The organism is Kitasatospora sp. NPDC041988, assembly GCF_055588525.1.
On record NZ_JBVJCO010000015.1, the window covers coordinates 42,657 to 62,950 of the forward strand.

Consider the following 20,294-nt stretch of genomic DNA (forward strand, 5'->3'; position numbering starts at 1 on the left):
ACCTTCAAGTGCGCTTGAGGTCAAGGGCCGGCCTCGCGTCGCGGGGAGCATCGGTCTCGGCCCCGGCCCCGGCCCCGGTCTCGGCCCCGGCCCCGGTCTCGGCCGCTGCCACAGCCCCGGTCACGGCTCCTGTCACGGCTCCTGTCACGGCCCCGGTCACGGTCACGGCCGGCTGGTCGGGGAGGAGGCGGCGGGTGCGGATCGGCGAGAGGTAGACGGGGAGGAAGGCCGAGGCGAGAAGCACACCGCCGAGCCAGAGGGTCGGGTGGAGGCCGGCCAGTTCGCCGAGCAGGCCGGCCAGGGCGGCGCCGATCGCCAGCGAACCGGTGAGCAGGAAGCGGAAGGTGGCGTTCATCCGGCCGAGCAGGGCGTCCGGGGTCATCCGCTGCCGCAGGCTGACGCCGAGCACGTTGTCCATCCCGGTCTTGAAGGCCAGCGCCAGCGAGCCGAACCCCGCCACGTACAACCAGACGCCGGCACCGTTCAGCGGGATCAACAGACCGGCCGGCGCCGCACAGAGACCGGCCAGGCCGAGCGCCCGGCCGTAGCCGACCCGGGCCGCGATCGGCCGGGCGCAGCGGGAGCCGAGCAGGATGCCCAGGCCGCCGACCGCCCAGTACAGGCCCAGCGCGCCGGCGGGGAGGTGGAGCTCCCGCACGAACAGCACCGGCAGCAGGGTGTTGACGATCTGGAAGCCGAGATTGGTGAGGGAGGCGGTGAGCGCGAGCGCCCGCAGTTCGGCGTTGCCGAGGACGTGACGCAGGCCCTCCCCGATCTGCGCACCCAGTCCGGGCCCGTCGCCACGCACCGGAGGCGGCGCGGGCGCGGGGGTACGGCGCAGGGCGATCAGGCGCAGCGCCGAACCGAGGTGGCTGGCCGCCGTCGCGGCGATGGCGGCCGGCGCGGTGAGCAGTTGGACGAGCGCACCGCCCGCGCCGCGGCCGGCGATGTTGCCGACGGCCATCAGACTCACCACGGCCGCGTTCGCCTGCACCAGGTGGCCGCGGCCGACCAGTTGCGGGAGCACGCTCTGTGAGGCGACGTCGAAGAAGACGGTCGCGCACCCGCTCAGCAGGGCGACGGCGTACAGCTGCCAGAGGGTGAGCCCGCCCAGCCACCAGGCGAGCGGGACGGACGCGTACAGCGCGGCCTTCACGAGGTCCGCGACGATGAGGACGCGGCGGTGGCGCATCCGGTCCACCCAAGCCCCGGCGGGCAGGCCGATCAGCAGGAAGGCGAGGGTGCTCAGCGTGGCCAGTGCCCCGACCTGACCGGCGCTCGCGTCCAGCGCGGTGACGGCGATCAGCGGGAGGGCGACGTAGCCGATGTTGGTGCCGAGCTGGGCGAGCGCGGTGGCGGTGAAGAGGGTGCGGAAGTCGCCTGTCCGCCAGGGTGATTCGGGGCTCATGGTCCGTTCGTTCGGTCGCGAGTGGTGGTGGACGCAGTGGGGGTGGACGCAGTGGAGGTGGACGCAGTGGCGGCGGTGGCGGCGGCCGGCGTGGGAGCCGGTGCCGGTGCCGTGGGGCGGGTGGGTCGTTCACGATGCTGCCTGGTCAGGAAGACCCCGGCCAGCACCACGATCATTCCCGCGACGGTCCGCACGCTCAATGCCTCGTCGAGGACGAGCGCGCCGAGCGCCGTCGAGACGACCGGCAGCAGGTAGCCGACGGTGGCCGCACCGGTGGCGCCCTCGATGGCGATGAGCCGGTAGTTGAGGTGGAAGGTGAGCCCGGTGCAGAACACCCCGAGGACGGCGACGGCCGCCAGTGCCGGGATGCTGAACCCGTCCGTGATGCCGCCGCCGGCCGGTAGGGCCAGTGTGCTGAGCGCGGCCGCGACGCTGAGCTGGGCGGCGGAGAGGGCGAGCGGCTCGGTGCCGGTGTCGGTGAGCACACGCCCCATGTAGGTGAAAGCGACCGCATAGCTGGCGGCCGCGCCGAGCAGCGCCAGCGCGCCCCAGCCGAACCCGCCGCCGTGCTGCGCCGGATTCCCCTGCCACGGCGAGAAGATCAGCAACACGCCCGCGAAGCCGAGCAGCAGACCGCCGAGGCGCAGCGGATTCCGGCCGCGTTCCGTACCGACGGCGAGCCCGATCAGCAGGGACCAGAGCGGCGTCGTCGCGTTGAGCACCCCGGCCAGCCCCGAGCCGACGGTCTGCACACCCAGCGCGGTCAGGAAGAACGGCAGGGTGTTGCAGAGGAAGGCCGCGACGACGAGGCGCAGCCAGGTCGCGGAGCCTCGCGGCAGGCGCCGGCGGGCGGAACGGGCGAGGACCAGCAGCACGGCCGCCCCGAGGGCGGAGCGCAGCACGGTGATCTGCAGCGGGGAGAGCCCGTGGCGCAGCGCGAGCTTGGTCCAGAGGAAGCCCGAGCCCCAGAGCAGCGCGAGGACGGCCATCCGCACCACGGGGCACCTGCCTTTCATCGGACGTCAGAGGTGGTGGTACGAACGCTGCCTGCCGGAATCCGACAGGACAAGTGAAATGTTCTGCATCACCTTTAAGCTGGACTACATGCTCGACGTGCGACGTCTCCAGGTGCTCCGGGCCGTGGTCAGCGGCGGTTCGGTGACCGCCGCCGCCACGGCCCTCAGCTACACCCCGTCCGCCGTCAGCCAGCAGATCGCGGCCCTGGAGAAGCAGACCGGGACGGCGCTGCTCGAACGGGCCGGCCGCGGCGTCCGGCCGACCGCCGCCGGGCGGCTGCTGGCCGAACACGCCGCCGTCATCGAACGGCAGGTCGCCGAAGCCGGGGCCGCGCTCGCCGACCTGCTGGCCGGGCGGACCGGGTCGCTGACGGTCCGCTACTTCGCCACCGCGGGAGCCACCCTGGTCGCCCCCGCGGTCGCCGCCTTCCGCGCCGACCACCCGGGCGTCCGTCTCGACCTCGGCATGACCGACCCAGAGGACCCTCTGCACGAGGTGCTCCAGGGCCGTGCCGACCTCGCCGTGGCCGTCCGGCCCCGGGCCGAGGACCACCCCGGCCTGCGCCTCGTCCACCTGCTCGACGACCCGTACCGCGCCGTGCTGCCGAAGGGCCACCCGCTCGCCGCGAAGCGCGTCCTCGACCTCGCCGACTTCGCCGGCGAACCCTGGGTCGGCAGCGAACGGCCCGGCACCTGCCAGGACATCGTCCTCGACGCCTGCGCCGCCGCCGGTTTCCGCCCCGCATTCGCGGTGGACAGCGAGGACTACCCGACCGCTCAGGGCTTCGTCGCGGCCGGCCTCGGCGTCGCCCTCGTCCCCCTGTTGGGGCTCGCCGCCCGGCGCCACCCGGGTGTGACCGTCCGGAAGCTGCGCAACCCCGAACCGGTCCGCGCCATCCACGCCGCCGTCCGCGAGACCGCCTGGGGGCAGCCGGCCCTCTCCCGGCTCGTCACCGCGCTCCGGGAGACGGCTCGGAGGTGAGCTCTCGGGGGGTGTGGTCGGGGGTGGGGTCGGTCGCGAGCTCTCGGGGTGTGGTCGGTCGCGGGGTCGGGGTGGGCCAGGGGTGGGCCAGGGGTCGGGTGGGCCCGCTGCCGCTACCAGGCCGGTCGCAGGTCCTGGCGTTGGGTCGAGAGCTCGGCCGGGACGGTGCTGCCGGCGTCCGTCCGCCACAGGTAGCCCGGGCCAGCCGGGAATTCGTGGGTGGCGGGTGCCGGGCCGTGGTACCGCTGGGTGCGCGGCAGTGGCACCTCGACGAGCCTGCCGTCGTGGATCATCCAGAGGCCGAAGCAGTCGTCCTCCTCGTCGTGGATCAGCACCTGGACCTGCCCCGGGTTGGGCCACGGGAGCGATTCGAGGTGCTTCAGCAGTCCGGTCCGCGGCCGCATGCGATAGAACTCGATGACCCAGCCGCCCACGAACAGGTCCAGCGGTCTGAATTCGCCCGACCAACTGCGCGACTCATCGGGCCTGGTCAGCGGTTCCATGACCTCGTCCGCGTACGTCGCCAGGACGATGACCTGCGCGATTCTGCTCATGCGGGAGTATCCCCGCACGGGCCCGCAGCGCGGCAAGCGGTTTTCGATCTCGGACGGCGCCTCTGTCTGCTCTGGCTCTACCGGCCGCGTCAATGCCGAGCTCCCGTAGGGAAGTTCGCAGCCCGCTGATCGTCGATGTCGTCCGGCCGGGTCTTCATGCCACGAAGGCTGGCGACGCGACTGCCTGCCCTGCCCTGCCCTGCCCTGCCCACCTGAAGTCGGCGGGTACCGCGGATCCGTCACGGCTTTGCGCAGCTTCAACCGGACCGACCGGGAACAGCAGGCCCTCCCTCCGGTAGCCCCGGAGGGCCCGGGGCCCGGCGTGGGGTGGCGGTGTGAGGAGGTCCGGGGCGGGTCAATAGGGTTCGGCTCGTGCGTGTATTGCTGGTGGAGGACGATGAGCCGGTAGCGGAGTCGCTGCGGCGTGGGCTGGTGCGGTACGGGTTCGAGGTCGAGTGGGTGACCACCGGGACGGCCGCGTTGGCCGTCACCGCGCCCTACGACCTGGTGCTGCTGGACCTCGGGCTGCCGGACACCGACGGGCTGGACGTCTGCCGGGTGCTGCGCCGGCGCGGGGATGTGCCCATCATCGTGATCAGCGCGCGCAGTGACGAGACGGACCGGGTCGTCGGGCTGGAGATCGGGGCGGACGACTACGTGTCCAAACCGTTCGGGGTGCGCGAGGTGATCGCCCGGATCAGGGCGGTGATGCGGCGGGTGCGGCCGCAGGCGCAGCCGACGGTCGGCCCGGACCGGTACGGGGCACGGCTCACCATCGACCGGAAAGCGGCGCGGGTGCGGCTGGACGGGGCGGAGGTGGCGCTCACGCCGAAGGAGTACGACCTGCTGGCCTTCCTCACCGAGGAGCCGGGCGCGCTGATGTCGCGCGAGCAGATCATGGAGGCGGTCTGGGACGCCAACTGGTTCGGGCCGACCAAGACGCTGGATGTGCACGTGGCGGCGCTGCGGCGCAAACTCGCCGGTGCGGTGGCGATCGAGGCGGTGCGCGGCGTGGGCTTCCGGCTGGTGACAGCCGATTCGGCGGTCGACGGTGACCGCGCCTCATGATCCGCCGGCTGATCGTCAGCTACGTCCTGCTGGTCGGCGTGGCACTGGCGGCGTTCACCGTGCCGGTGGCGTTCACGCTCACCGCCCAACTGCGCGGTGACACCGAGGAGTCGGTGCGCCGCGAGGCGACCACCATGGCACTGCTGCTCGGCGACGGCGACGCCCCCGCCCTGCAGGCACTGGCCCGGGTGGCGGGCGCGTACGCGGACGAGACGCCGGGGACGGTGGAGGTGGTGGCCGCCGACGGGACGGCCGTTCCGCCGCTGCCGCTGCCCGCCCACCCGGCGGACCAGGCGTTCACCGAGGCGCTGCGCAGCGGGCGGAGCACGGCGGACTGGGGTTCACGCCTCGTCTGGGGCCCGGAGCTGGTGGTCACCGTGCCCGCGCACGCCCGGTCGGATGCGACGGACGGGAAGGGCAGCGAGAGCGGGGCGGGTGCGGCCGGTACGGCGAGTGCAGCGGGTGGAGCGGGTGGAGCGAGCACAGCGGGTGCAGCGAGCGCGGCCGGTACGGCGAGCGCAGCGGGTGTGGCCGGCGGGGAGCGGATCGTCGGCGCGGTGCGGATCCGGTACGCAACCGCCGACCTCAGCGACCGGCTCTGGCGAATCTGGGGCTTCCGCGCGATCCTCGCCGTCGGCGTGCTCGCGGTTGCCGCCGGGCTCGGCGCGATCGTGGCCCGGCTGCTCACCAAGCCGCTGCGCCAACTCAACGACATGGCCAGCCGGTTCAGCGACGGAGACCTCACCGCACGCTCCCCCGTCACCGGCCCGCAGGAGACAAAGACCCTGGCCCGGACGCTGAACCAGGGCGCCGAGCGGCTCGACACCCTGGTCGCCTCGCAGCGGATCTTCGTCGCGGACGCCTCGCACCAACTGCGCACCCCGCTCACCGCACTGCGCCTCTCCCTCGACAACATCGCCGACGGCGCGGACGACGAGTTCGTGCGCGAGGACGTGGACCAGGCCACCGCCGAGGTGGTCCGGATGAGCCGACTGGTCAGTGGGCTGCTGGTGCTGGCCCGGGCCGAGGCCAAGGTCTCGGCCCCGGAGCCGCTGGCGCTGCGCGAGCTGGTCGAGGAGCGGCTCAGCGTCTGGCGCCCCGCCGCCGACGAGCGTGGGGTGACCATCGCGCTCACCGGGGCCCCCGACGAGCGCCTGCACGTGCTGGCCGGGCCCGGCAACCTGGACCAGGTGCTGGACAACGTGCTCTCCAACGCCCTGGAGGTCTCCCCCGACGGCGGCACCATCACCGTCCGGCTGGAGGCGGCGGCCGGGGACGAGGCGGTGCTGGAGGTGCTCGACCAGGGGCCGGGCATGTCCGCCGCCGAACAGTCCCGGGCGTTCGACCGGTTCTGGCGCGGCCAGGGCCTCACCGGGCGGTCGGGCTCGGGGCTCGGACTCGCCATCGTCAAGCAGCTGGTGACCGACGACGGCGGCACGGTGGCCCTGCGGGACGCGCCCGGCGGCGGGCTGGCCGTCCGGATCGGCCTGCGGGTCTGCCTGCGGGCGCCCGGGCCGCGCACCGACGCGCGCACCGGCGCCCGGCTCGGCCCCCGGCCGGGGGCGGGCCCTCGGCCGTGAGCCTGGGCTCGGGCGTGAGCCTGGGCTCGGGCGGCAGGCGGCAGGCGTCGGGCGGCAGGCGTGAGCGGCGGTATGCGGCAGGCGTCCGGCGCAGGGCATCGAGCGGGGCTGGGGGGCGGCCGCCGGCCGGGGCTCAGCCCTCGGCCGGGAGCACCGAGGAGTGGTGGTTGACGATCAGCCACTTGCCACCGCGCTTCTCGTACTCGTACGTGTAGCGGGCCTCGACCGTCTTGGTCACGCCGGTCACCGGGTCGGTGAGGTGGAAGCGGTAGAGACCGGCGTCGATCGCCGAGTTGGCGTCCAGGATGTGGATCACCGAACGGATCTTCTCGCCGCGCGGCTTCTTCTGCAGGAAGTGCTCGAAGTAGTCCGCGATCTCCTCATGGTTGGTACGGATCTTCGGCGAGGCGGTGGGCAGGAGCACCGCGTCCTGGGCGTAGCGGTCGGCGACCTTCTCCGGGTCGCCGGTCTGCAGGGCCGCGTTCCACTGGTCGAAGAGACCGGCGATCTCGCGCTCGGCGACCCTGCCGCGCCGGCTCTGCTCGTCGCCCGCCTGGGCGACGCCGACACCGGCGGTGAAAGTGCCGACGGCGGCGACGGCCACGGCCGTGGCGATAGCAGCGCGAGTGCGGATCCTGGGGTTCATCGGGGCTCCTGCTTCCGAGAGTTGACTGCGTCGGACGTGGATTCACTCTCGCGGCGGGCGAGTTAGCACCCGTACAGCGCACGGCAAAGGCAGAGACAAGGCTCTGCCAAAATCGTTCGGGACAACGGGAAAATTTGGGACGCCGAGACTACCCGGGCACTGGATCTCCAACGAGGCGCCCAGCGTGCTGCCCGCCGTGGGCCGACTGCTGCCGTCCGCGCAGGTGCCGGGCGACCGGACGTTGTTCGCGCTCGCCCTGGACGAACGGCCAGTGGCGCTGACCGGGCCGCACGGGCAGTCGCTGGACTGGCTCGGCGAGTAGCGCGGCTCCCCGGGGGGGGTGAGCCGGGGACTCGGGGGCTTGAGGGCTCGGGGGCTTGGGACTCGGGGGCTTGAGGGCTCGGGGGCTTGAGGGCTCTGAGGCTTGGGACTTGGATTCGGGGGTTGGAGGTCGGGGACTTGAAGTTGCCGCAACGGCAGGTTCTACCGTCCTGTTCAGGGCCGGAAAGACCGGCCCGGTGCCACAAGCGTGAGACCGGCGGCGGCCGGGGCCGGGGGCCCGATCGGTGCCCCGGGGCCTGACCGGCCGGCGCTCCGGGGGCCTGACCAGCCGGTGGCAGCCGGTCTCACACAGGTGAGAGGAGACGGCGATGGCCTGGCCGATCGCGGAGGTGGCGCGGATGTCGGGCGTGACCGCCCGGACGCTCCGGCACTACGACGAGATCGATCTGCTGCCGCCCGCGTGGATCGGCTCCAACGGCCACCGCTACTACGAGGAGCGCCAGTTGCTGCGGCTGCAGCAGATCCTCGTGCTGCGGGCGCTCGGGGTGAGCCTGTCCGAGGTCGGCCGGATCCTGGCCTCGCAGGTGGACGAGCTGGAGGCCCTGCGCGGCCACCACCACCGGCTGCTCGCCGAGCGCGACCGGCTCACCGCCCTGGCCGCCACCGTCTCCCGCACGATCACCGAACTGGAACAGTCCAGGAAGGACGGTAGCCCCATGACCAGCATCAACCGACCGGAGAACCTCTTCGAGGGCATCCAGCCCGCCCAGTACGAGGACAGCCTGCGCGACTTCCCGGAGCTGGCCGAGGGGATCGGGCGGGCGACCGCGACGATGACCGCGGCCGAGATCGAGGCCGGGCAGCGCGAGCGCACCGCGCTGATGATCCGGCTGGCCGAACTGATGGCCGCCGGCACTCCCGTCGACGCCCACGCCGTGCAGGCCGAGGTCGACGGGCAGTACCGCGCCGTCAGCGCGTTCCTGCCGGTCACCGCCGAGGAGTACCGCGCGATCGGCCGCTCGTGCGTGGAGAACGAGCAGTGGCGCGCCGCGTACGAGGCGATCGCGCCGGGCCTCGCCGCGTACCAGCGGGACGCCATCGAGGCGTACGCCGCCACCCGGCTGGCCTGAACCGGACGGCCCGCCCGGGCCGAGTTCGCCCCCCTGCTCGGTTTCCCTGACTCGGGCGGCTCGCCCGGGTTCGGCCACCCGGGTTCGGCCACCCGGGCTCGGTTCGCCCCCTGCTCGGACGGCCCGCGCGAGCAGGGGGGCCGGCGTACTCGGGCGGCTCGCCCAGGCTTGGGCGAATCGAGCCAGGCCGCCGCCCCGGAAGGACGGGTTCCGGGGCGGCGGCCCAACACCCAGGCGGACTGTTGGACCGCTACTCGGTGCGCAGCGCCGTCACCGTCCGGGTGCGTGCCGCCCAGGTGGCCGGCGGGAGGGCGCCGAGCAGTGCCATCACCAGCCCGCCGAGCACCAGTGGCAGGACCACTCCCGGCTCGTAGACCGCGAGGTCCGCCTCCGGTACGCCCGTCCCCGCGGCGCGGGCCATCGCCGGGACTATCCAGTGGTGGACGGCGACCCCGACCGGGACGCCCACCAGGCCGGCGAGGAGGCCGCTGCCGCAGACCGAGGTGAGCACCATCCCCACGGTCTGGCGCGGTGACATCCCGAGCGCCTTGAGCACCCCGAGGTCGTGGACCCGCTCCCGGGTGTCCAGCAGGACGGTGTTGAGCACCCCGAGGCCCGCCACCGCGACCAGCAGCAGGGTGAGTACAGCGGCCAGTGAGTTCATCGCCAGGACAGTGATGTTCAGCCCCGCCTCGCCCGGCTCTGCCCCGAGGCCGAGCGGCCGCAACGCATCGTCCAGCGCGTCCGCGTAGGCCCGCCGGTCGGTGCCGTGCGCGAGGTCGACGTGGAACCGCACGGAAGCCGGAAGGACGGCGGTGTCGAGGGGTATCAGCGTGGATCGGTCGGTCAGCACCACGTCCTCCGTGGAGAGCGCCTCGCCGACGATCCGGACCGGGGTGCTGCGGCCGTGGTCGGTGAGGGTGATCGTGTCGCCGACCCGGACCTGGTTGGTGCTCAGGAACCCGGACCCCACGACCGCCTCTCCCCCGCCGTGGAACCACCGGCCGGAAATCATCTGGTACCCGCTCCAGGAGGAGTCCCCGCCGTAGGCGAGCACACCGGCCCGCCCGGTGTGGCCCGCCACGGTGACCGGGGCGAGGACCGTGCTGAACCAGGCCCGGGTGCCCGGGCGGGCGGTGATCGCGGCCACGACGGCGGCCTCGTCCAGGCGGTCGACGGGTTTGGCCGAGCGGTCCATCGGCGGTTCCACGACGACCGCGCCCGTGTGGTCGGCGTTGAGGCCGTCCTGGATCCCGTTCAGGGAGACCGCCAGGCCCGCACCCAGCGTCACGCCGACCGTGCCGAGCAACACCGCCGCCGTTGTGGTGGCCGTACGCACCGGCCGGGTGAGCGGGCCGGCCAGGCCCAAGCTCAGAGCACGCGGCACCGGTAGCCCGGCCAGCAGCCGCTGAGCCGCCGCGACGGTCCGGGAGGCCCCGGACCGCGTACCGGGCGCCGTCCGGCCGACCGCGAGCGCCTCGACGGTGCGCAACCGACCGGCCCGCAGCGCGGGCACCAGGGCCGTCCCGGCCACCGCGGCGAGTGCCACCGCCGGAACGGCGAGGTCGACCCAGAGCGGGATGCCCAGCAGACCGCTGCGCAGCGCCTTGTCAGCCAGGCCGAGGACGGGGACGGCCAGCAGGTTCCCCCCGAGGACGCCGAGTGCCGTCCCGACCGACGCCGGGACGAGCGCCTGGCCGACGTAGGCCCGGACCACCTGGGCCGGGGTGAAGCCCACGGACTTGAGGATGCCGATCCGCCGGGTGGCGGCGGTGACCGCGCCGCTGACCACCACCCCGATGGTCAGCACGGACATGGCGAGGCCGAGCAGGCCGAAGGCGACAACGAACGGGACGAAGGTCGCGGCCGTCCGGTCGGCATGCTGCTTGACCGGGAGGTAGGAGGTGACACCGGTCAGCGTGCCCGGCGGCAGGGCGGCGGCGAGCGCCGCGCGGTCGGCGTCCACCTCGGCATCCGTGCCGGCGTGGGCGAAGCGGTAGAGCAGCTGGACCGGAGGTGTGCTGCCGGGTGCGGTCAGCGCGGCGGCCTGCTCGGGGGCGACCCAGCCGTCCGCGCTCCAGGAGACCGAGGCGGCCAGCCCGACCACGGTCAGCGTCGGGCCGCCGGGCAGGTCGGGGAAGGTCATCCGGTCACCGAGGGCGAGTGGGGAGCGGCCGTCCGGGAGGACGACCTCGCCCGGCCCGGCGAGCCAGCGGCCGAGCGTCACCCGCAGGCCGTCCAGCGGCTCGTCCGAGGCGCGGGCGACGAAGGTCATCGGGGCCAGCGCGGCGCCCTCCGGGAGGGCGCTGGTGTTCTCGCCCGCATGCGGCCGCAGGGGCAGCGCCGGGTACGGGCCGGCCATCGCTGTCACCCCCGGGGCGTGGGCGGTGGCGGTCAGTTTCGCCGGCTCGGCCTTCGCCGGGTCGACCAGGGCGTTCAGGTGAGCGCCGCGCTGCTGGGCGAAGGCGTGGTCGAACGGCCCCTCGGCGGCGGCCAGCAGCCCGGTGGCGAGGACGCAGGCCGTGACGGCCATCATCGTGGTGAGCACCATGACCAGCGTCTGCACCCGCTTGCGGCCGACGCCGGCCCGGACCACCTTGCCGAGCGCGCTCATCGGGCGGCCCCCGCGTGCAGCGTGTCGCGGTGCAGGCGGCCGTCGAGCAGCTCGATCGTCCGGGTGGCGCAGGCCTCGGCGAGCGCGGTGTCGTGGGTGACCAGCAGGATCGTCTGGCCCTCCGCGTTCAACTCGGTGAGCAGCGCGCGGACGTCGGCGGCGGAGGTGGTGTCCAGGGCGCCGGTCGGCTCGTCGGCGAGCAGCAGCGGCGGCCGGTTCATCAGGGCCCGCGCCACCGCGACGCGCTGGCGCTCGCCGCCGGAGAGCAGGCCGGGGAACGTCCGGGCGTGCCGGGCCACGCCGAGCCGGTCCAGCAGCTCGGCGGCGCGGGCCCGTGCCTGGTCTCGGCGCATCCCGGACAGCTGGGCGGGGAGCAGCACGTTGTCCTCGACGCTGAGGTCGTCCAGCAGGTTGAAGAACTGGAACACCATGCCGATCCGCGCCCGCCGGTACCCCGCCAACGCGGCCTCACCCAGCTCGTGGACGGCGACTCCGTCCACCACCACGCTGCCGGTGCTGGGGCGGTCGAGGCCGGCGATCAGGTTGAGCAGGGTGGACTTGCCGCTGCCGGAGCGGCCGAGCACGGCCAGCGCCTCGCCGGCCCGGACCTCCAGGTCCAGCGCGGCCAGGGCCGGGCGGGCGGTGTCGGACGTGTCGTAGGTCTTGCTGATGTCGCGGAGCTGGATGATCGGCGCGGTCACGGGCCCTCCAGGGGTCGGGAACAGGGGCGGAGCGAGGGGCGGACAAGGGACCGGGGACGGGATCGGGCCTGGCAGGAACAGCGAGGCCCGGGCCGACACTTGGGCGCTCGGGAAGGTTGGGCACTCGGGAGCGGATCCGGCCCCGGAACGCCCCGAGCCGGCTGACGGGAACGACGCTACGAACCGGCGGCAGGGCCTCGACAGACGGCTGGGCGGCCTCCTTGGGGTGTATTCAGGTACACCTCAGGTTCGGGGTTCAGACCCCGTGCGCCGCCCGTGGACCGCCCGGCAGACTGGCCACCGCACGATCGACGGGGCCCGGTCCGGGCTCCGCGAGGAACGCTGCAGGACGACGCAGCAAGGGGCAGGAGGTGCGTGATGAGCACGGTTGTCGTGGCCAGGGCCGCCACACGGGTGGGCCGGGCGCTCGTGGACAGCGTGCGCGCGCTGTACGCGGTCATCCTGGCGGTGGCGGGCGCGGTCGCCGCCGTAGCCGCTCCCGTCCTGGTGCTCGCCGCCCTGCTGGGCCCTGACGACACGTCCGCGCCCAACCGGTTCCGCGCCATGACGGGGCTCTTGCTGGCGACGCTGCCGGTCGCCGTCTGGGCGCTGAGCTGGGCCACCGGGGCGGCCGGCCGGGCGGCGGGGGCCGCTCTGCTCGCACCGGGAACGCTGGCGGTGACGGCCACGGTCATCTACGGGGGCGCGGCACCGAGCGGCCGTTCCGGGGCACTGCTGCTGGCGCTTCCAATGCTGATGCTCGGCGTGATCGGCTCCCGCTGGGTGGCGGTGGAGACGAGGCGGCTGGTCGCGCGTTGGAGCGGTAGGGCGATAGAGCCGCCCTACCGGCCGACGGCCGACGGAGGTCCGCGGTGGCGGCTGCTGTGGCGGCAGGCCGGCGGCTGGCCGGGCGACCCGGCGACCTGGCGGGACACGGCCTGGTCGGTGTTCTCCGGCATCACCGTCCTGCTCGCCGCCATACTGCTGATCCTGGTCCCGGTACTGGTCCAAGTGTTCGGCCGGGGCGGTCCGTTCATCTCCCTGCTGGCGCTCTACACGATGGCGCTCTGGATGGCAGCGCCCGTCGCCCTCTGGGCCGCCCGGCCCGTGCTGGCGCTGCACGAGCGGGCCGCCCGGGCCCTGCTTGGGCCGTCCCGGCAGACCGAGCTGGCCCTCCAGGTCAGCCATCTGGCCCGGACGAGGGCGGACACCATCGACGCCGGAGCGGCCGAGCTGCGCCGGATCGAGCGGGACCTGCACGACGGGGCGCAGGCCCGGCTGGTGGCGCTGGGGATGCTGCTGAGCGTGGCCGAGCAACTGCTCGACCACGACCCGCACGCCCTGCGGCCGCTGCTCGCGGAGGCCCGGACGTCCTCGGCCAGGGCACTGGGCGAGCTGCGCGACCTGGTCCGGGGCATCCATCCGCCGGTGCTCGCCGACCGCGGTCTGGCCGACGCGGTGCACGCCATGGCCCTCGACCTGCCGCTGCCGGTCCGGTTCACCGGCGGGCTGCCGGGCCGACCACCCGCACCGGTCGAATCCGCGGCCTACTTCGCGGCGAGCGAGCTGCTGGCCAATGTGGTCAAGCACGCCGGGGCCGGCCAGGTCTGGATCGAGATCGGCCATGACAGCGCCGAGGGGCTGCTGCGGATATCGGTGACCGACGACGGGCGCGGCGGCGCAGACCCGTCCAAGGGCACCGGTCTGCGCGGAACAGAGCGGCGGCTGGCCGCGTTCGACGGGGTGCTCGCCGTCAGCAGCCCGCCGGGCGGCCCCACCATCGCACAGCTGGAGATCCCGTGCGCGTTGTCATCGCCGAAGACCTCTTCCTCCTCCGGGACGGCCTGACCCGGCTGCTGGAGGCGAACGGCATGACGGTCACCGCGGCCGTCGAGACCGGTGACGAGCTGCTGGCGGCGGTGGCCGCGGACCGGCCGGACATCGCCGTGGTGGACGTCCGGCTGCCGCCCTCGTTCACCGACGAGGGCTTGCGCGCCGCTCTGGCAGCCCGTCAGAAGCACCCCGGGCTGCCGGTGCTGGTGCTGTCGCAGTACGTCGAGCAGCTCTACGCACGCGAGCTGCTGGCGGACGGCAGCGGCGGGATCGGCTACCTGCTCAAGGACCGCGTCATGGACGGCTCCCAGTTCCTGGAAGCGGTACGCCGGGTCGCACAGGGCGGCACGGCGATGGACCCGGAGGTGATCAGCCGACTACTCACCCACAACTCCTCCTCCGGCCCGGTGGCCGCGCTCAGCCCGCGCGAACGGCAGGTGCTCGCATTGATGGCGGAGGGCCGGTCGAACGCAGCCATCGCCCAGCAGCTGGTGATCACCGAGCGGGCGGTCGCCAAGCACACCGCGTCGATCTTCGTCCGGCTGGACCTCCTGCCCTCGGACGACGACAACCGGCGGGTCCTCGCGGTGCTGGCCTACCTCAACGACCACACCGGACCCAGTGACCGCAGCGGCCTCAACGGCCTCCACACCTGACCAACTCCCGCCACTTGGCACGCACACGACAACAGTTTGGACCCGAGGCCTCCCCGCTGGTACGACCGTCATTTAGGCTGGTGACGTGCTCATACTTGTTCGCCGCCGCCACGTGGACCTGCTCCGCGTGACGACCATGTCCTGTCGACGCTCCGGCTGAACCTCGCGCCTCCCACCCTCATGCGCGGTCCTCACCAGGCCGCGTCCCCCTTCCCGGCCCCCGGGGCACCCGCCGCACCAGGCGTGGCCCCGGCGCCCCCGGTCGACCACCGGGAACGGTCGGGACGAGACCCAGCGGATGTCACCCATGACGCAGCAGCACCCCTCCACCACCCCGTCCGCCCCCGCGGACGCCCGGTCGAACGCCCTCGCGGACACGGCCGCGGACACGGCCGCAGACACGGCCGCGAAGACTTCCGCGAGCACGCCCGCGAACGCCCCGACCGATCCGAGTGCCCCGAAGGCCTCGGCCGGCGCGGCTCCCGGCGCCCTCGCCGACGCCCTCCCGGTGATCGACCTCTCGCTCGCCGGCGGCAGCCCCGAGGACCGGCTCCGGCTGCACGACGAGCTGCGGGCCGCGGCCACCGGCGTCGGCTTCTTCCAGCTCGTCGGCCACGGTGTCACCCCGGTCGAGACGGCCGCCCTCACCGGGGCGATGCGGGCCTTCTTCGACCTCCCCGAGGCCGACCGGCTCGGCGTGAGCAACCTCAACTCCCCGCACTTCCGCGGCTACACCCGCACCGGCGACGAGCGCACCGGCGGCAGCCAGGACTGGCGCGACCAGCTGGACATCGGCGCCGAGCTGCCCCCGCACGTCCCGGGCCACGGCGAGCCGCCGTACTGGTGGCTGGAGGGCCCGAACCAGTGGCCCACGGCGCTCCCCGAGCTGCGGTCCGCCGCGCTCGACTGGATCGACCGCCTCGGTGACGTCGCCAAGCGGCTGCTGCACGAGCTGCTCACCGCGATCGGCGCCCGCCCGGACTTCTACGACTACGCCTTCGCCGGGCACCCGCACCTGCGGCTGAAGCTGGTCCGCTACCCCGGGACGGCGCCCGACGGGGCCGGCCAGGGCGTCGGCGCGCACAAGGACTACGGCTTCATCACCCTCCTCCTCCAGGACACCGTCGGCGGCCTCCAGGTGGAGCGTCCGGACGGCAGCTTCCTGGAGGTCCCGCCGATGGAGGGCGCCTTCGTGGTCAACCTGGGCGAGCTGCTGGAGGTCGCCACCGACGGTTACCTCAAGGCCACCAGTCACCGCGTGGTCAGCCCGCCCGGCGCCCGGGAGCGCTTCTCCGTCCCGTTCTTCTACAACCCGCGCCTCGACGCCCACATCGAGCCGCTCGACTTCCCCCTGGCCCACCACGCCCCCGGGGCCACCCAGGACCCGGCCAACCCGCTCTTCGCCGAGTTCGGCCTCAACGAGTGGAAGGGCTACACCCGCGCCCACCCCGAGGTCACCCGCCGCCACCACCCCGACCTGGTCGACACCACCCCTGCGGAACCGACCCGCTCCTGAGCCCCGGCCCCCGCAGAACCCGACCCACCGCCGGCCTGCACCTTCTGGAATCCGCCGAAGGAGCCAGAGGGGCGCAGGCCGGCTCGCGCACGGCCGCCCTCCCGCCCCCGTCCGTCCCCCGGCCGCGCCCGTCCCGCCCCGCCCGTCCCCCGGCCGCGCCCGTCCACCATCCCCGAGCTGGCAGAATGGGTCGACTTGGCGAAAGGCGGGGGCGTGGCGTTGACGACGAACACCGTGCGGGCACAGCGGGTACACCCGGCGATCGCGGACGACCGCGCCCGTTGGTCGACCGTCCGGCCCGAGCGGCGCGTCCTCGGCGTGGTGCACAACATCACCGCCGCGACCCGGTTGCTGGACCTGCTCGCCGTGTTCGGGGCGGACCGGCGGGTGGAGGTGCTGTTCAGCTGCCCCGGCTCGTCGGCGCTGGACTCCGGCACCTCGGATTTCCTCCGGGAACGCGGGATGATCGAAATACCATGGGAATCGGCCAAGGAATTCCCGTTCGATCTCGCGATAGCCACGAACCGGGGCGGGGATTTGCACGCACTGCGCGCACCGCTGATCGGAGCACCGCACGGCGCTGGATACAATAAAATGCTCAGCCGGGAGCCGGGAGCCGGGAGCCGGGAGCCGGGAGCCGGGAGCCGGGAGCCTTCGGCCTGACGGCCGAGTGGTTGATGCACAACGGCCGGGTCGTGCCGTCCGCCGTCCTGCTGTCCCATCAGGAACAGCTCGATCGGCTGCGAGCGGGGTGCCCCGAGGCCGTCCCGGTGAGTGCCGTGGTCGGCGATCCCTGCCTGGACCAGTTGCGGGCGAGCACGCCCCTGCGCTCGGCGTACCGGGGCGCGTTCGGGGTCCGGCCGGGGCAGAAGCTGGTGGTGGTGTCGTCCACCTGGGGCCCGCATTCGCTGATCGGACAGGCCGAGGCGGATGCGCTGCGCCGCGTACTGGCGGAATTGCCGTCCGATGAATTCCGGGTGGTCGCGGCCGTCCACCCGAATGCCTGGTACGCCCACGGGCGGTGGCAGATGCAACGCTGGTTGGGCGAATTCGTCGAGGCCGGCCTGATACTTCCGGGGCCCGAGACGGAAATCTGGAAGGCGGCGCTGATCGCCGCCGATTTCCTGGTGGGCGACCACGGTTCGGTGACGCTGTACGGCGCCGCGCTGGGAATTCCGACCGTTCTGGGTGCCTTCGCGGAGGACGCCGTGGCACCCGGTTCGCCGATGGAGCAGCTCGGGAAGCTCGCCCCCCGGTTGTCCGGGTGGGAGGGTGTCCTGCCGCAGTTGCTGAGCGCGGCGGACACCCAGCGCGCGGACCAGGCGCTCGCCGAGGTCGGCGGCCTCGTCAGCTCGGTGCCGGGGGAGTCCGCCGCCCGGCTGCGCGCCGTGTTCTACCGCCACCTCGGGCTGGACGAGCCCGCCGGGCCGGCGGTCACCCGGGTGGTCCCGGTACCGTCGCTGCCAGCCGCCCGGCCGACGGTGCTGCCACCGACGGTGGTCGCGGTGTCGGTCGTGGAGCCAGCCGAGGCGTCGGCCCAGGCTTCCGGGGGCGGGCGAAGCATGAGGCTGCGCAGGTACCCGGCCGGGTTGCAGCGATCCCGGCGCGACCATCTCGGCGCGGACACCCATCTGGTCGCGGACTTCGCGGAGCCCGACAGCGGGGTCCGGCGGTCGGCGGATGTGCTGCTGGTACCCGCCGAACGGGCCGAGTCCGCCGCCGATTCCACCACCGAGTCGACGGCCGAGTCCACCTGGCGGGAGCTCCGACGGGGGCCGGCCGGCTGCGCGCTGATCGCGGTGGAGCAGCCGGCCGGCGGCTGTCTGGCGCTGCTTCCCGACGGGCGCCGTCTGGCGGCCGTGTGGCAGGAGCGTCCGGGGTGGGCCTCGTTCGCGGTGGCGGCGTCCGTCGTCCATGAACAGCTGTACGGCGAGCCGGCGCCCGGCGGAGTGGTGCGGGTGGCAACGGGCGCCGGGCAGCCGGTCGGGCTACTCCTGGTCCGCCCCTGCCGAGCCCCCCGGTGACAGCAGGCGCTCGACCTCGGCGACCTTGGTACTGCCGGCCTGGGCGTAGAACGCACGAGCGCCCGTCCAGTCCGCGATCGCCTCGGCCTCGGCACCGGACGTCCGGTGCAGGTCGCCGCGTTGCCGCAGGATCTCGGCCCGCTGGTAGGCGGTGTCCGGGCGGTCGGGGATCGCCTCCAGCGCCTGGGTCAGCAGGGTCAGGGTCGCGTCGGGGAGGCCGGCGGCCAGCCGGTCCTCGGCGAGGCGGGTGAGGCTGCGAGCCACGTTGTAGCCGTCGCCGAGCCGGGCGAACTCCTCGCCGGCTCCCTGGAGTACGGCCTCGGCGTCCGCGTGCCGGCCGAGCGCGGTCAGCACGCGCCCCCGGTGGTAGCCGAGCAGCGCCAGGCCGCGCCGGTGGTCGACCCCGTCGAGCGCGCCGAGCGCCTCGTCCAGCAGACCGAGCGCCTTACCGGGGTCCCCCTCGCGGAGGCTCAGCAGGCCGAGCGCCTCCAGGGCCGAGGACGCCGTCCGACGGTGGCCCTCGCCCCCCGTACGCCCGCGCGCGATGCGCAACGCCTCGGCAAGGTGCTCCCGGGCGAGGCGCGGATCGCCCTCCCCCGCATCGAAGCGGTCGAGCAGCGCGAAGCCCAGTTCGTAGTGCATCCGGGCGAGCGCCAGCAGATCCCCGGTCTCCAGCGCGGACGCGACACCGATCCGCAAGGCCCGGATCCAGTCGGTGTGGTGGCCGCCACGGAGGCAGTGCGTCCACAGGCCCTGGCAGATCCGCCAGGCGTGATCGTGCCGCCCGGCCCGGTTGGCCGTCTCGACGGCGGCGACCAGAGTGGTCCGGTACCCGTCGAGCGCCACACCGTCGGCCACCTGACCGCCGAGCACCGCACCGTCCGCCACCTGACCGCCGAGCACCGCACCGTCGACCACCTGACCGCCGAGCACCGCGCCGTCGGCCACCGGGGCCCACCGCCGGTAGGCGCCCGCCGGGTCGTGGCGCCAGCGCTTGGACTGCGCCGCCTCCCCCGCCTCCGCGAGATCGGTGTAGTACGCCAGGACGCGGTCCAACGCGGCCTCGCGCTCCTGCGCGTGCGCGGGCAGCCGGGCGGCGAGCCCGGCGTGCTCGTGGACGACGCCGTTGAGCAGGTGGCGACCGTCCCCCCGGCGGTCCAGCAGGTTGGCGATGCGCAGTGCGTCCAGGGTCGGGCCGAGCGGTCCGGCGGCTCCGAGGAGCGCCCGGATCGCCCCTTCGTCCAGCAGCAGGGTGGGGTGCAGACCGAGCAGCCGGTAGGCGCGGGCGCTGTCGGCGTCCAGGCTCCGGTACATCTCGTCGAGCAGGCGCGGGAGGGAGACGTCGTCCACGGCCAGTGCCTCCAGGCGCGATGTGCCGCTGTCGAGTTGGGCGGCGAGCTCCTGCAGCGCAGCCGGTCCGAGCGAGACCAGCCGGGCGGCGAGGATCCGCAGGGCCAACGGGATGCCCGCGCAGGCGCGGATGAGGGGCAGCCGGGCGGCCTTGGTCTCGTCTCCGAGGTCGGCGACGCGGGCGAAGAGGGCGTCGCTGTGCTCGTCGTCCAGCGGTCCGACCCTCAGCTGTTCGACGTCGTGGGAGCCGCGCAGCCCGCTGAGGCGGTCGTGGCTGGTGATCAGCGCGATGCTCTTGCGTGAGCCGGGCAGCAGGGGCCTGACCTGCCCGGCCGTTCGCGCGCCGTCGATGAGGACCAGCACCGGCAGACCGGCGGTGCGGCGTTGGAAGCAACGCGCCAGCGCGGCCTGGTCGCCGGGCCGGTCCTGCCTCGGCACGCCGAGCTGGTCGAGCCAGTCCTCCAGGACGGCGGTGGCGTCCGTGTGCTGACCGTTCGGGGAGAGCTCCGCCCGCAGCTGGATGGTCGGCAGGTCCGCCTGGTGTTGGCGCACCCAGCGGTCGGCGGCGGCCGTCACGCCGATTCCGGGCATGCCCCACAGCAGGATCCGGGTGGCCACGTCCTCCGCCCGGCAGCCGGCCCGGATGGTGTCCATCCGCGTGAACAGCTCGTGGTTGTTCACGTAGTGCCGTATCACCGGAACGTCCATCAGGATGACCCGCTCCGCCGGGTCCAGGGGCGCCGCGACATTGATGGTGTGCGCCATGAAGACGTTCTGGAACTCGCCGCCGCTGATCGAGTTGTGCACTCCCCCGCCTCTCCCCCGCCCGCCACGCCTTCCCCATCCTGGCGGCATCGGCGGGCTGGCTCAAGCACGGGGTGGACCTGTGTTGACGGCCACTGTCACACTTCTGCTGTTACAGCGGAAGTGCTAC

17 protein-coding genes are annotated in these 20,294 nt (G+C 73.9%); 10 read left to right on the forward strand and 7 right to left on the reverse strand.

Annotation, left to right across the window (positions count from 1 at the left end):
• Nucleotides 1–4: 4 nt before the first annotated feature.
• Both ACZ6NC_RS17220 and ACZ6NC_RS17225 read right to left on the reverse strand, forming a co-directional pair.
• Nucleotides 5–1,408 carry an MFS transporter gene (locus ACZ6NC_RS17220; RefSeq protein WP_465733485.1) on the reverse strand — a complete coding sequence of 468 codons (1,404 nt, stop codon included), beginning with the start codon at nt 1,406–1,408 and terminating at the stop codon, nt 5–7.
• Nucleotides 1,405–2,397 carry a DMT family transporter gene (locus tag ACZ6NC_RS17225; RefSeq protein WP_465733707.1) on the reverse strand — a complete coding sequence of 331 codons (993 nt, stop codon included), beginning with the start codon at nt 2,395–2,397 and terminating at the stop codon, nt 1,405–1,407. The genes ACZ6NC_RS17220 and ACZ6NC_RS17225 overlap by 4 nt, the downstream gene beginning before the upstream one ends.
• Before the next feature lie 115 nt (nt 2,398–2,512).
• Between ACZ6NC_RS17225 and ACZ6NC_RS17230 the strand changes: the two genes are divergently transcribed.
• Nucleotides 2,513–3,406, forward strand: coding sequence for a LysR family transcriptional regulator (locus tag ACZ6NC_RS17230; RefSeq protein WP_465733709.1), 894 nt, complete (start codon nt 2,513–2,515; stop codon nt 3,404–3,406).
• Between the two features lie 113 nt (nt 3,407–3,519).
• On the opposite strand, the gene ACZ6NC_RS17235 is transcribed toward ACZ6NC_RS17230, so the two are convergent.
• Entirely contained in the window at nt 3,520–3,960 is a 441-nt protein-coding gene (locus ACZ6NC_RS17235; RefSeq protein ID WP_465733487.1) for a hypothetical protein, read from the reverse strand.
• A 372-nt stretch (nt 3,961–4,332) separates the two neighbouring features.
• Between ACZ6NC_RS17235 and ACZ6NC_RS17240 the strand changes: the two genes are divergently transcribed.
• Entirely contained in the window at nt 4,333–5,028 is a 696-nt protein-coding gene (locus ACZ6NC_RS17240) for a response regulator transcription factor (RefSeq protein WP_465733489.1), read from the forward strand.
• Complete coding sequence (locus ACZ6NC_RS17245) at nt 5,025–6,608, forward strand: sensor histidine kinase (protein WP_465733491.1); 1,584 nt, start codon at nt 5,025–5,027, stop codon at nt 6,606–6,608. The genes ACZ6NC_RS17240 and ACZ6NC_RS17245 overlap by 4 nt, the downstream gene beginning before the upstream one ends.
• A gap of 133 nt (nt 6,609–6,741) precedes the next feature.
• Here the strand turns inward: ACZ6NC_RS17245 and ACZ6NC_RS17250 are convergent, their stop codons facing one another.
• On the reverse strand, nt 6,742–7,254 hold the full coding sequence (locus ACZ6NC_RS17250; RefSeq protein ID WP_465733493.1) for an SgcJ/EcaC family oxidoreductase: 513 nt from the start codon (nt 7,252–7,254) through the stop codon (nt 6,742–6,744).
• A 184-nt stretch (nt 7,255–7,438) separates the two neighbouring features.
• Between ACZ6NC_RS17250 and ACZ6NC_RS17255 the strand changes: the two genes are divergently transcribed.
• Both ACZ6NC_RS17255 and ACZ6NC_RS17260 read left to right on the forward strand, forming a co-directional pair.
• The gene (locus ACZ6NC_RS17255; protein WP_465733495.1) at nt 7,439–7,576 is read left to right on the forward strand and encodes a hypothetical protein; all 138 of its coding nucleotides are present in this window, start codon (nt 7,439–7,441) and stop codon (nt 7,574–7,576) included.
• A gap of 328 nt (nt 7,577–7,904) precedes the next feature.
• A complete protein-coding gene (locus ACZ6NC_RS17260) occupies nt 7,905–8,666 on the forward strand; it encodes a MerR family transcriptional regulator (protein WP_465733497.1) in 762 nt (253 codons plus the stop codon).
• A gap of 250 nt (nt 8,667–8,916) precedes the next feature.
• Here ACZ6NC_RS17260 and ACZ6NC_RS17265 read toward each other — a convergent pair whose 3' ends face one another.
• Complete coding sequence (locus ACZ6NC_RS17265; RefSeq protein WP_465733499.1) at nt 8,917–11,280, reverse strand: ABC transporter permease; 2,364 nt, start codon at nt 11,278–11,280, stop codon at nt 8,917–8,919.
• Nucleotides 11,277–11,981, reverse strand: coding sequence for an ABC transporter ATP-binding protein (locus tag ACZ6NC_RS17270; protein WP_465733501.1), 705 nt, complete (start codon nt 11,979–11,981; stop codon nt 11,277–11,279). Before ACZ6NC_RS17270 ends, ACZ6NC_RS17265 begins: the two co-directional genes overlap by 4 nt.
• 378 nt (nt 11,982–12,359) lie before the next feature.
• Between ACZ6NC_RS17270 and ACZ6NC_RS17275 the strand changes: the two genes are divergently transcribed.
• From ACZ6NC_RS17275 to ACZ6NC_RS17295, 5 genes are all read left to right on the forward strand, one after another.
• Nucleotides 12,360–13,829 carry a sensor histidine kinase gene (locus ACZ6NC_RS17275; RefSeq protein WP_465733503.1) on the forward strand — a complete coding sequence of 490 codons (1,470 nt, stop codon included), beginning with the start codon at nt 12,360–12,362 and terminating at the stop codon, nt 13,827–13,829.
• Nucleotides 13,781–14,470 carry a response regulator gene (locus tag ACZ6NC_RS17280; RefSeq protein ID WP_465733505.1) on the forward strand — a complete coding sequence of 230 codons (690 nt, stop codon included), beginning with the start codon at nt 13,781–13,783 and terminating at the stop codon, nt 14,468–14,470. Before ACZ6NC_RS17275 ends, ACZ6NC_RS17280 begins: the two co-directional genes overlap by 49 nt.
• Nucleotides 14,471–14,777: 307 nt before the next feature.
• Entirely contained in the window at nt 14,778–15,986 is a 1,209-nt protein-coding gene (locus ACZ6NC_RS17285; RefSeq protein ID WP_465733507.1) for an isopenicillin N synthase family dioxygenase, read from the forward strand.
• Nucleotides 15,987–16,199: 213 nt separating this feature from the next.
• Complete coding sequence (locus ACZ6NC_RS17290; RefSeq protein ID WP_465733509.1) at nt 16,200–16,649, forward strand: hypothetical protein; 450 nt, start codon at nt 16,200–16,202, stop codon at nt 16,647–16,649.
• 14 nt (nt 16,650–16,663) lie between these two features.
• Nucleotides 16,664–18,010: a hypothetical protein gene (locus ACZ6NC_RS17295; RefSeq protein WP_465733511.1), complete on the forward strand. Its 1,347-nt coding sequence runs from the start codon at nt 16,664–16,666 to the stop codon at nt 18,008–18,010.
• Here the strand turns inward: ACZ6NC_RS17295 and ACZ6NC_RS17300 are convergent.
• Complete coding sequence (locus tag ACZ6NC_RS17300) at nt 17,975–20,167, reverse strand: hypothetical protein (RefSeq protein WP_465733513.1); 2,193 nt, start codon at nt 20,165–20,167, stop codon at nt 17,975–17,977. The two genes, ACZ6NC_RS17295 and ACZ6NC_RS17300, sit on opposite strands and share 36 nt — an antisense overlap.
• Nucleotides 20,168–20,294 lie beyond the last annotated feature (127 nt).

Coding starts and splice junctions, on each gene's coding strand:
- ACZ6NC_RS17285 (WP_465733507.1), top strand. CDS start 14,778: ATGACGCAGCAGCACCCCTCCACCACCCCGTCCGCCCCCGCGGACGCC.
- ACZ6NC_RS17260 (WP_465733497.1), top strand. CDS start 7,905: ATGGCCTGGCCGATCGCGGAGGTGGCGCGGATGTCGGGCGTGACCGCC.
- ACZ6NC_RS17275 (WP_465733503.1), top strand. CDS start 12,360: ATGAGCACGGTTGTCGTGGCCAGGGCCGCCACACGGGTGGGCCGGGCG.
- ACZ6NC_RS17250 (WP_465733493.1), bottom strand. CDS start 7,254: ATGAACCCCAGGATCCGCACTCGCGCTGCTATCGCCACGGCCGTGGCC.
- ACZ6NC_RS17230 (WP_465733709.1), top strand. CDS start 2,513: ATGCTCGACGTGCGACGTCTCCAGGTGCTCCGGGCCGTGGTCAGCGGC.
- ACZ6NC_RS17225 (WP_465733707.1), bottom strand. CDS start 2,397: ATGGCCGTCCTCGCGCTGCTCTGGGGCTCGGGCTTCCTCTGGACCAAG.
- ACZ6NC_RS17265 (WP_465733499.1), bottom strand. CDS start 11,280: ATGAGCGCGCTCGGCAAGGTGGTCCGGGCCGGCGTCGGCCGCAAGCGG.
- ACZ6NC_RS17295 (WP_465733511.1), top strand. CDS start 16,664: ATGCACAACGGCCGGGTCGTGCCGTCCGCCGTCCTGCTGTCCCATCAG.
- ACZ6NC_RS17235 (WP_465733487.1), bottom strand. CDS start 3,960: ATGAGCAGAATCGCGCAGGTCATCGTCCTGGCGACGTACGCGGACGAG.
- ACZ6NC_RS17220 (WP_465733485.1), bottom strand. CDS start 1,408: ATGAGCCCCGAATCACCCTGGCGGACAGGCGACTTCCGCACCCTCTTC.
- ACZ6NC_RS17245 (WP_465733491.1), top strand. CDS start 5,025: ATGATCCGCCGGCTGATCGTCAGCTACGTCCTGCTGGTCGGCGTGGCA.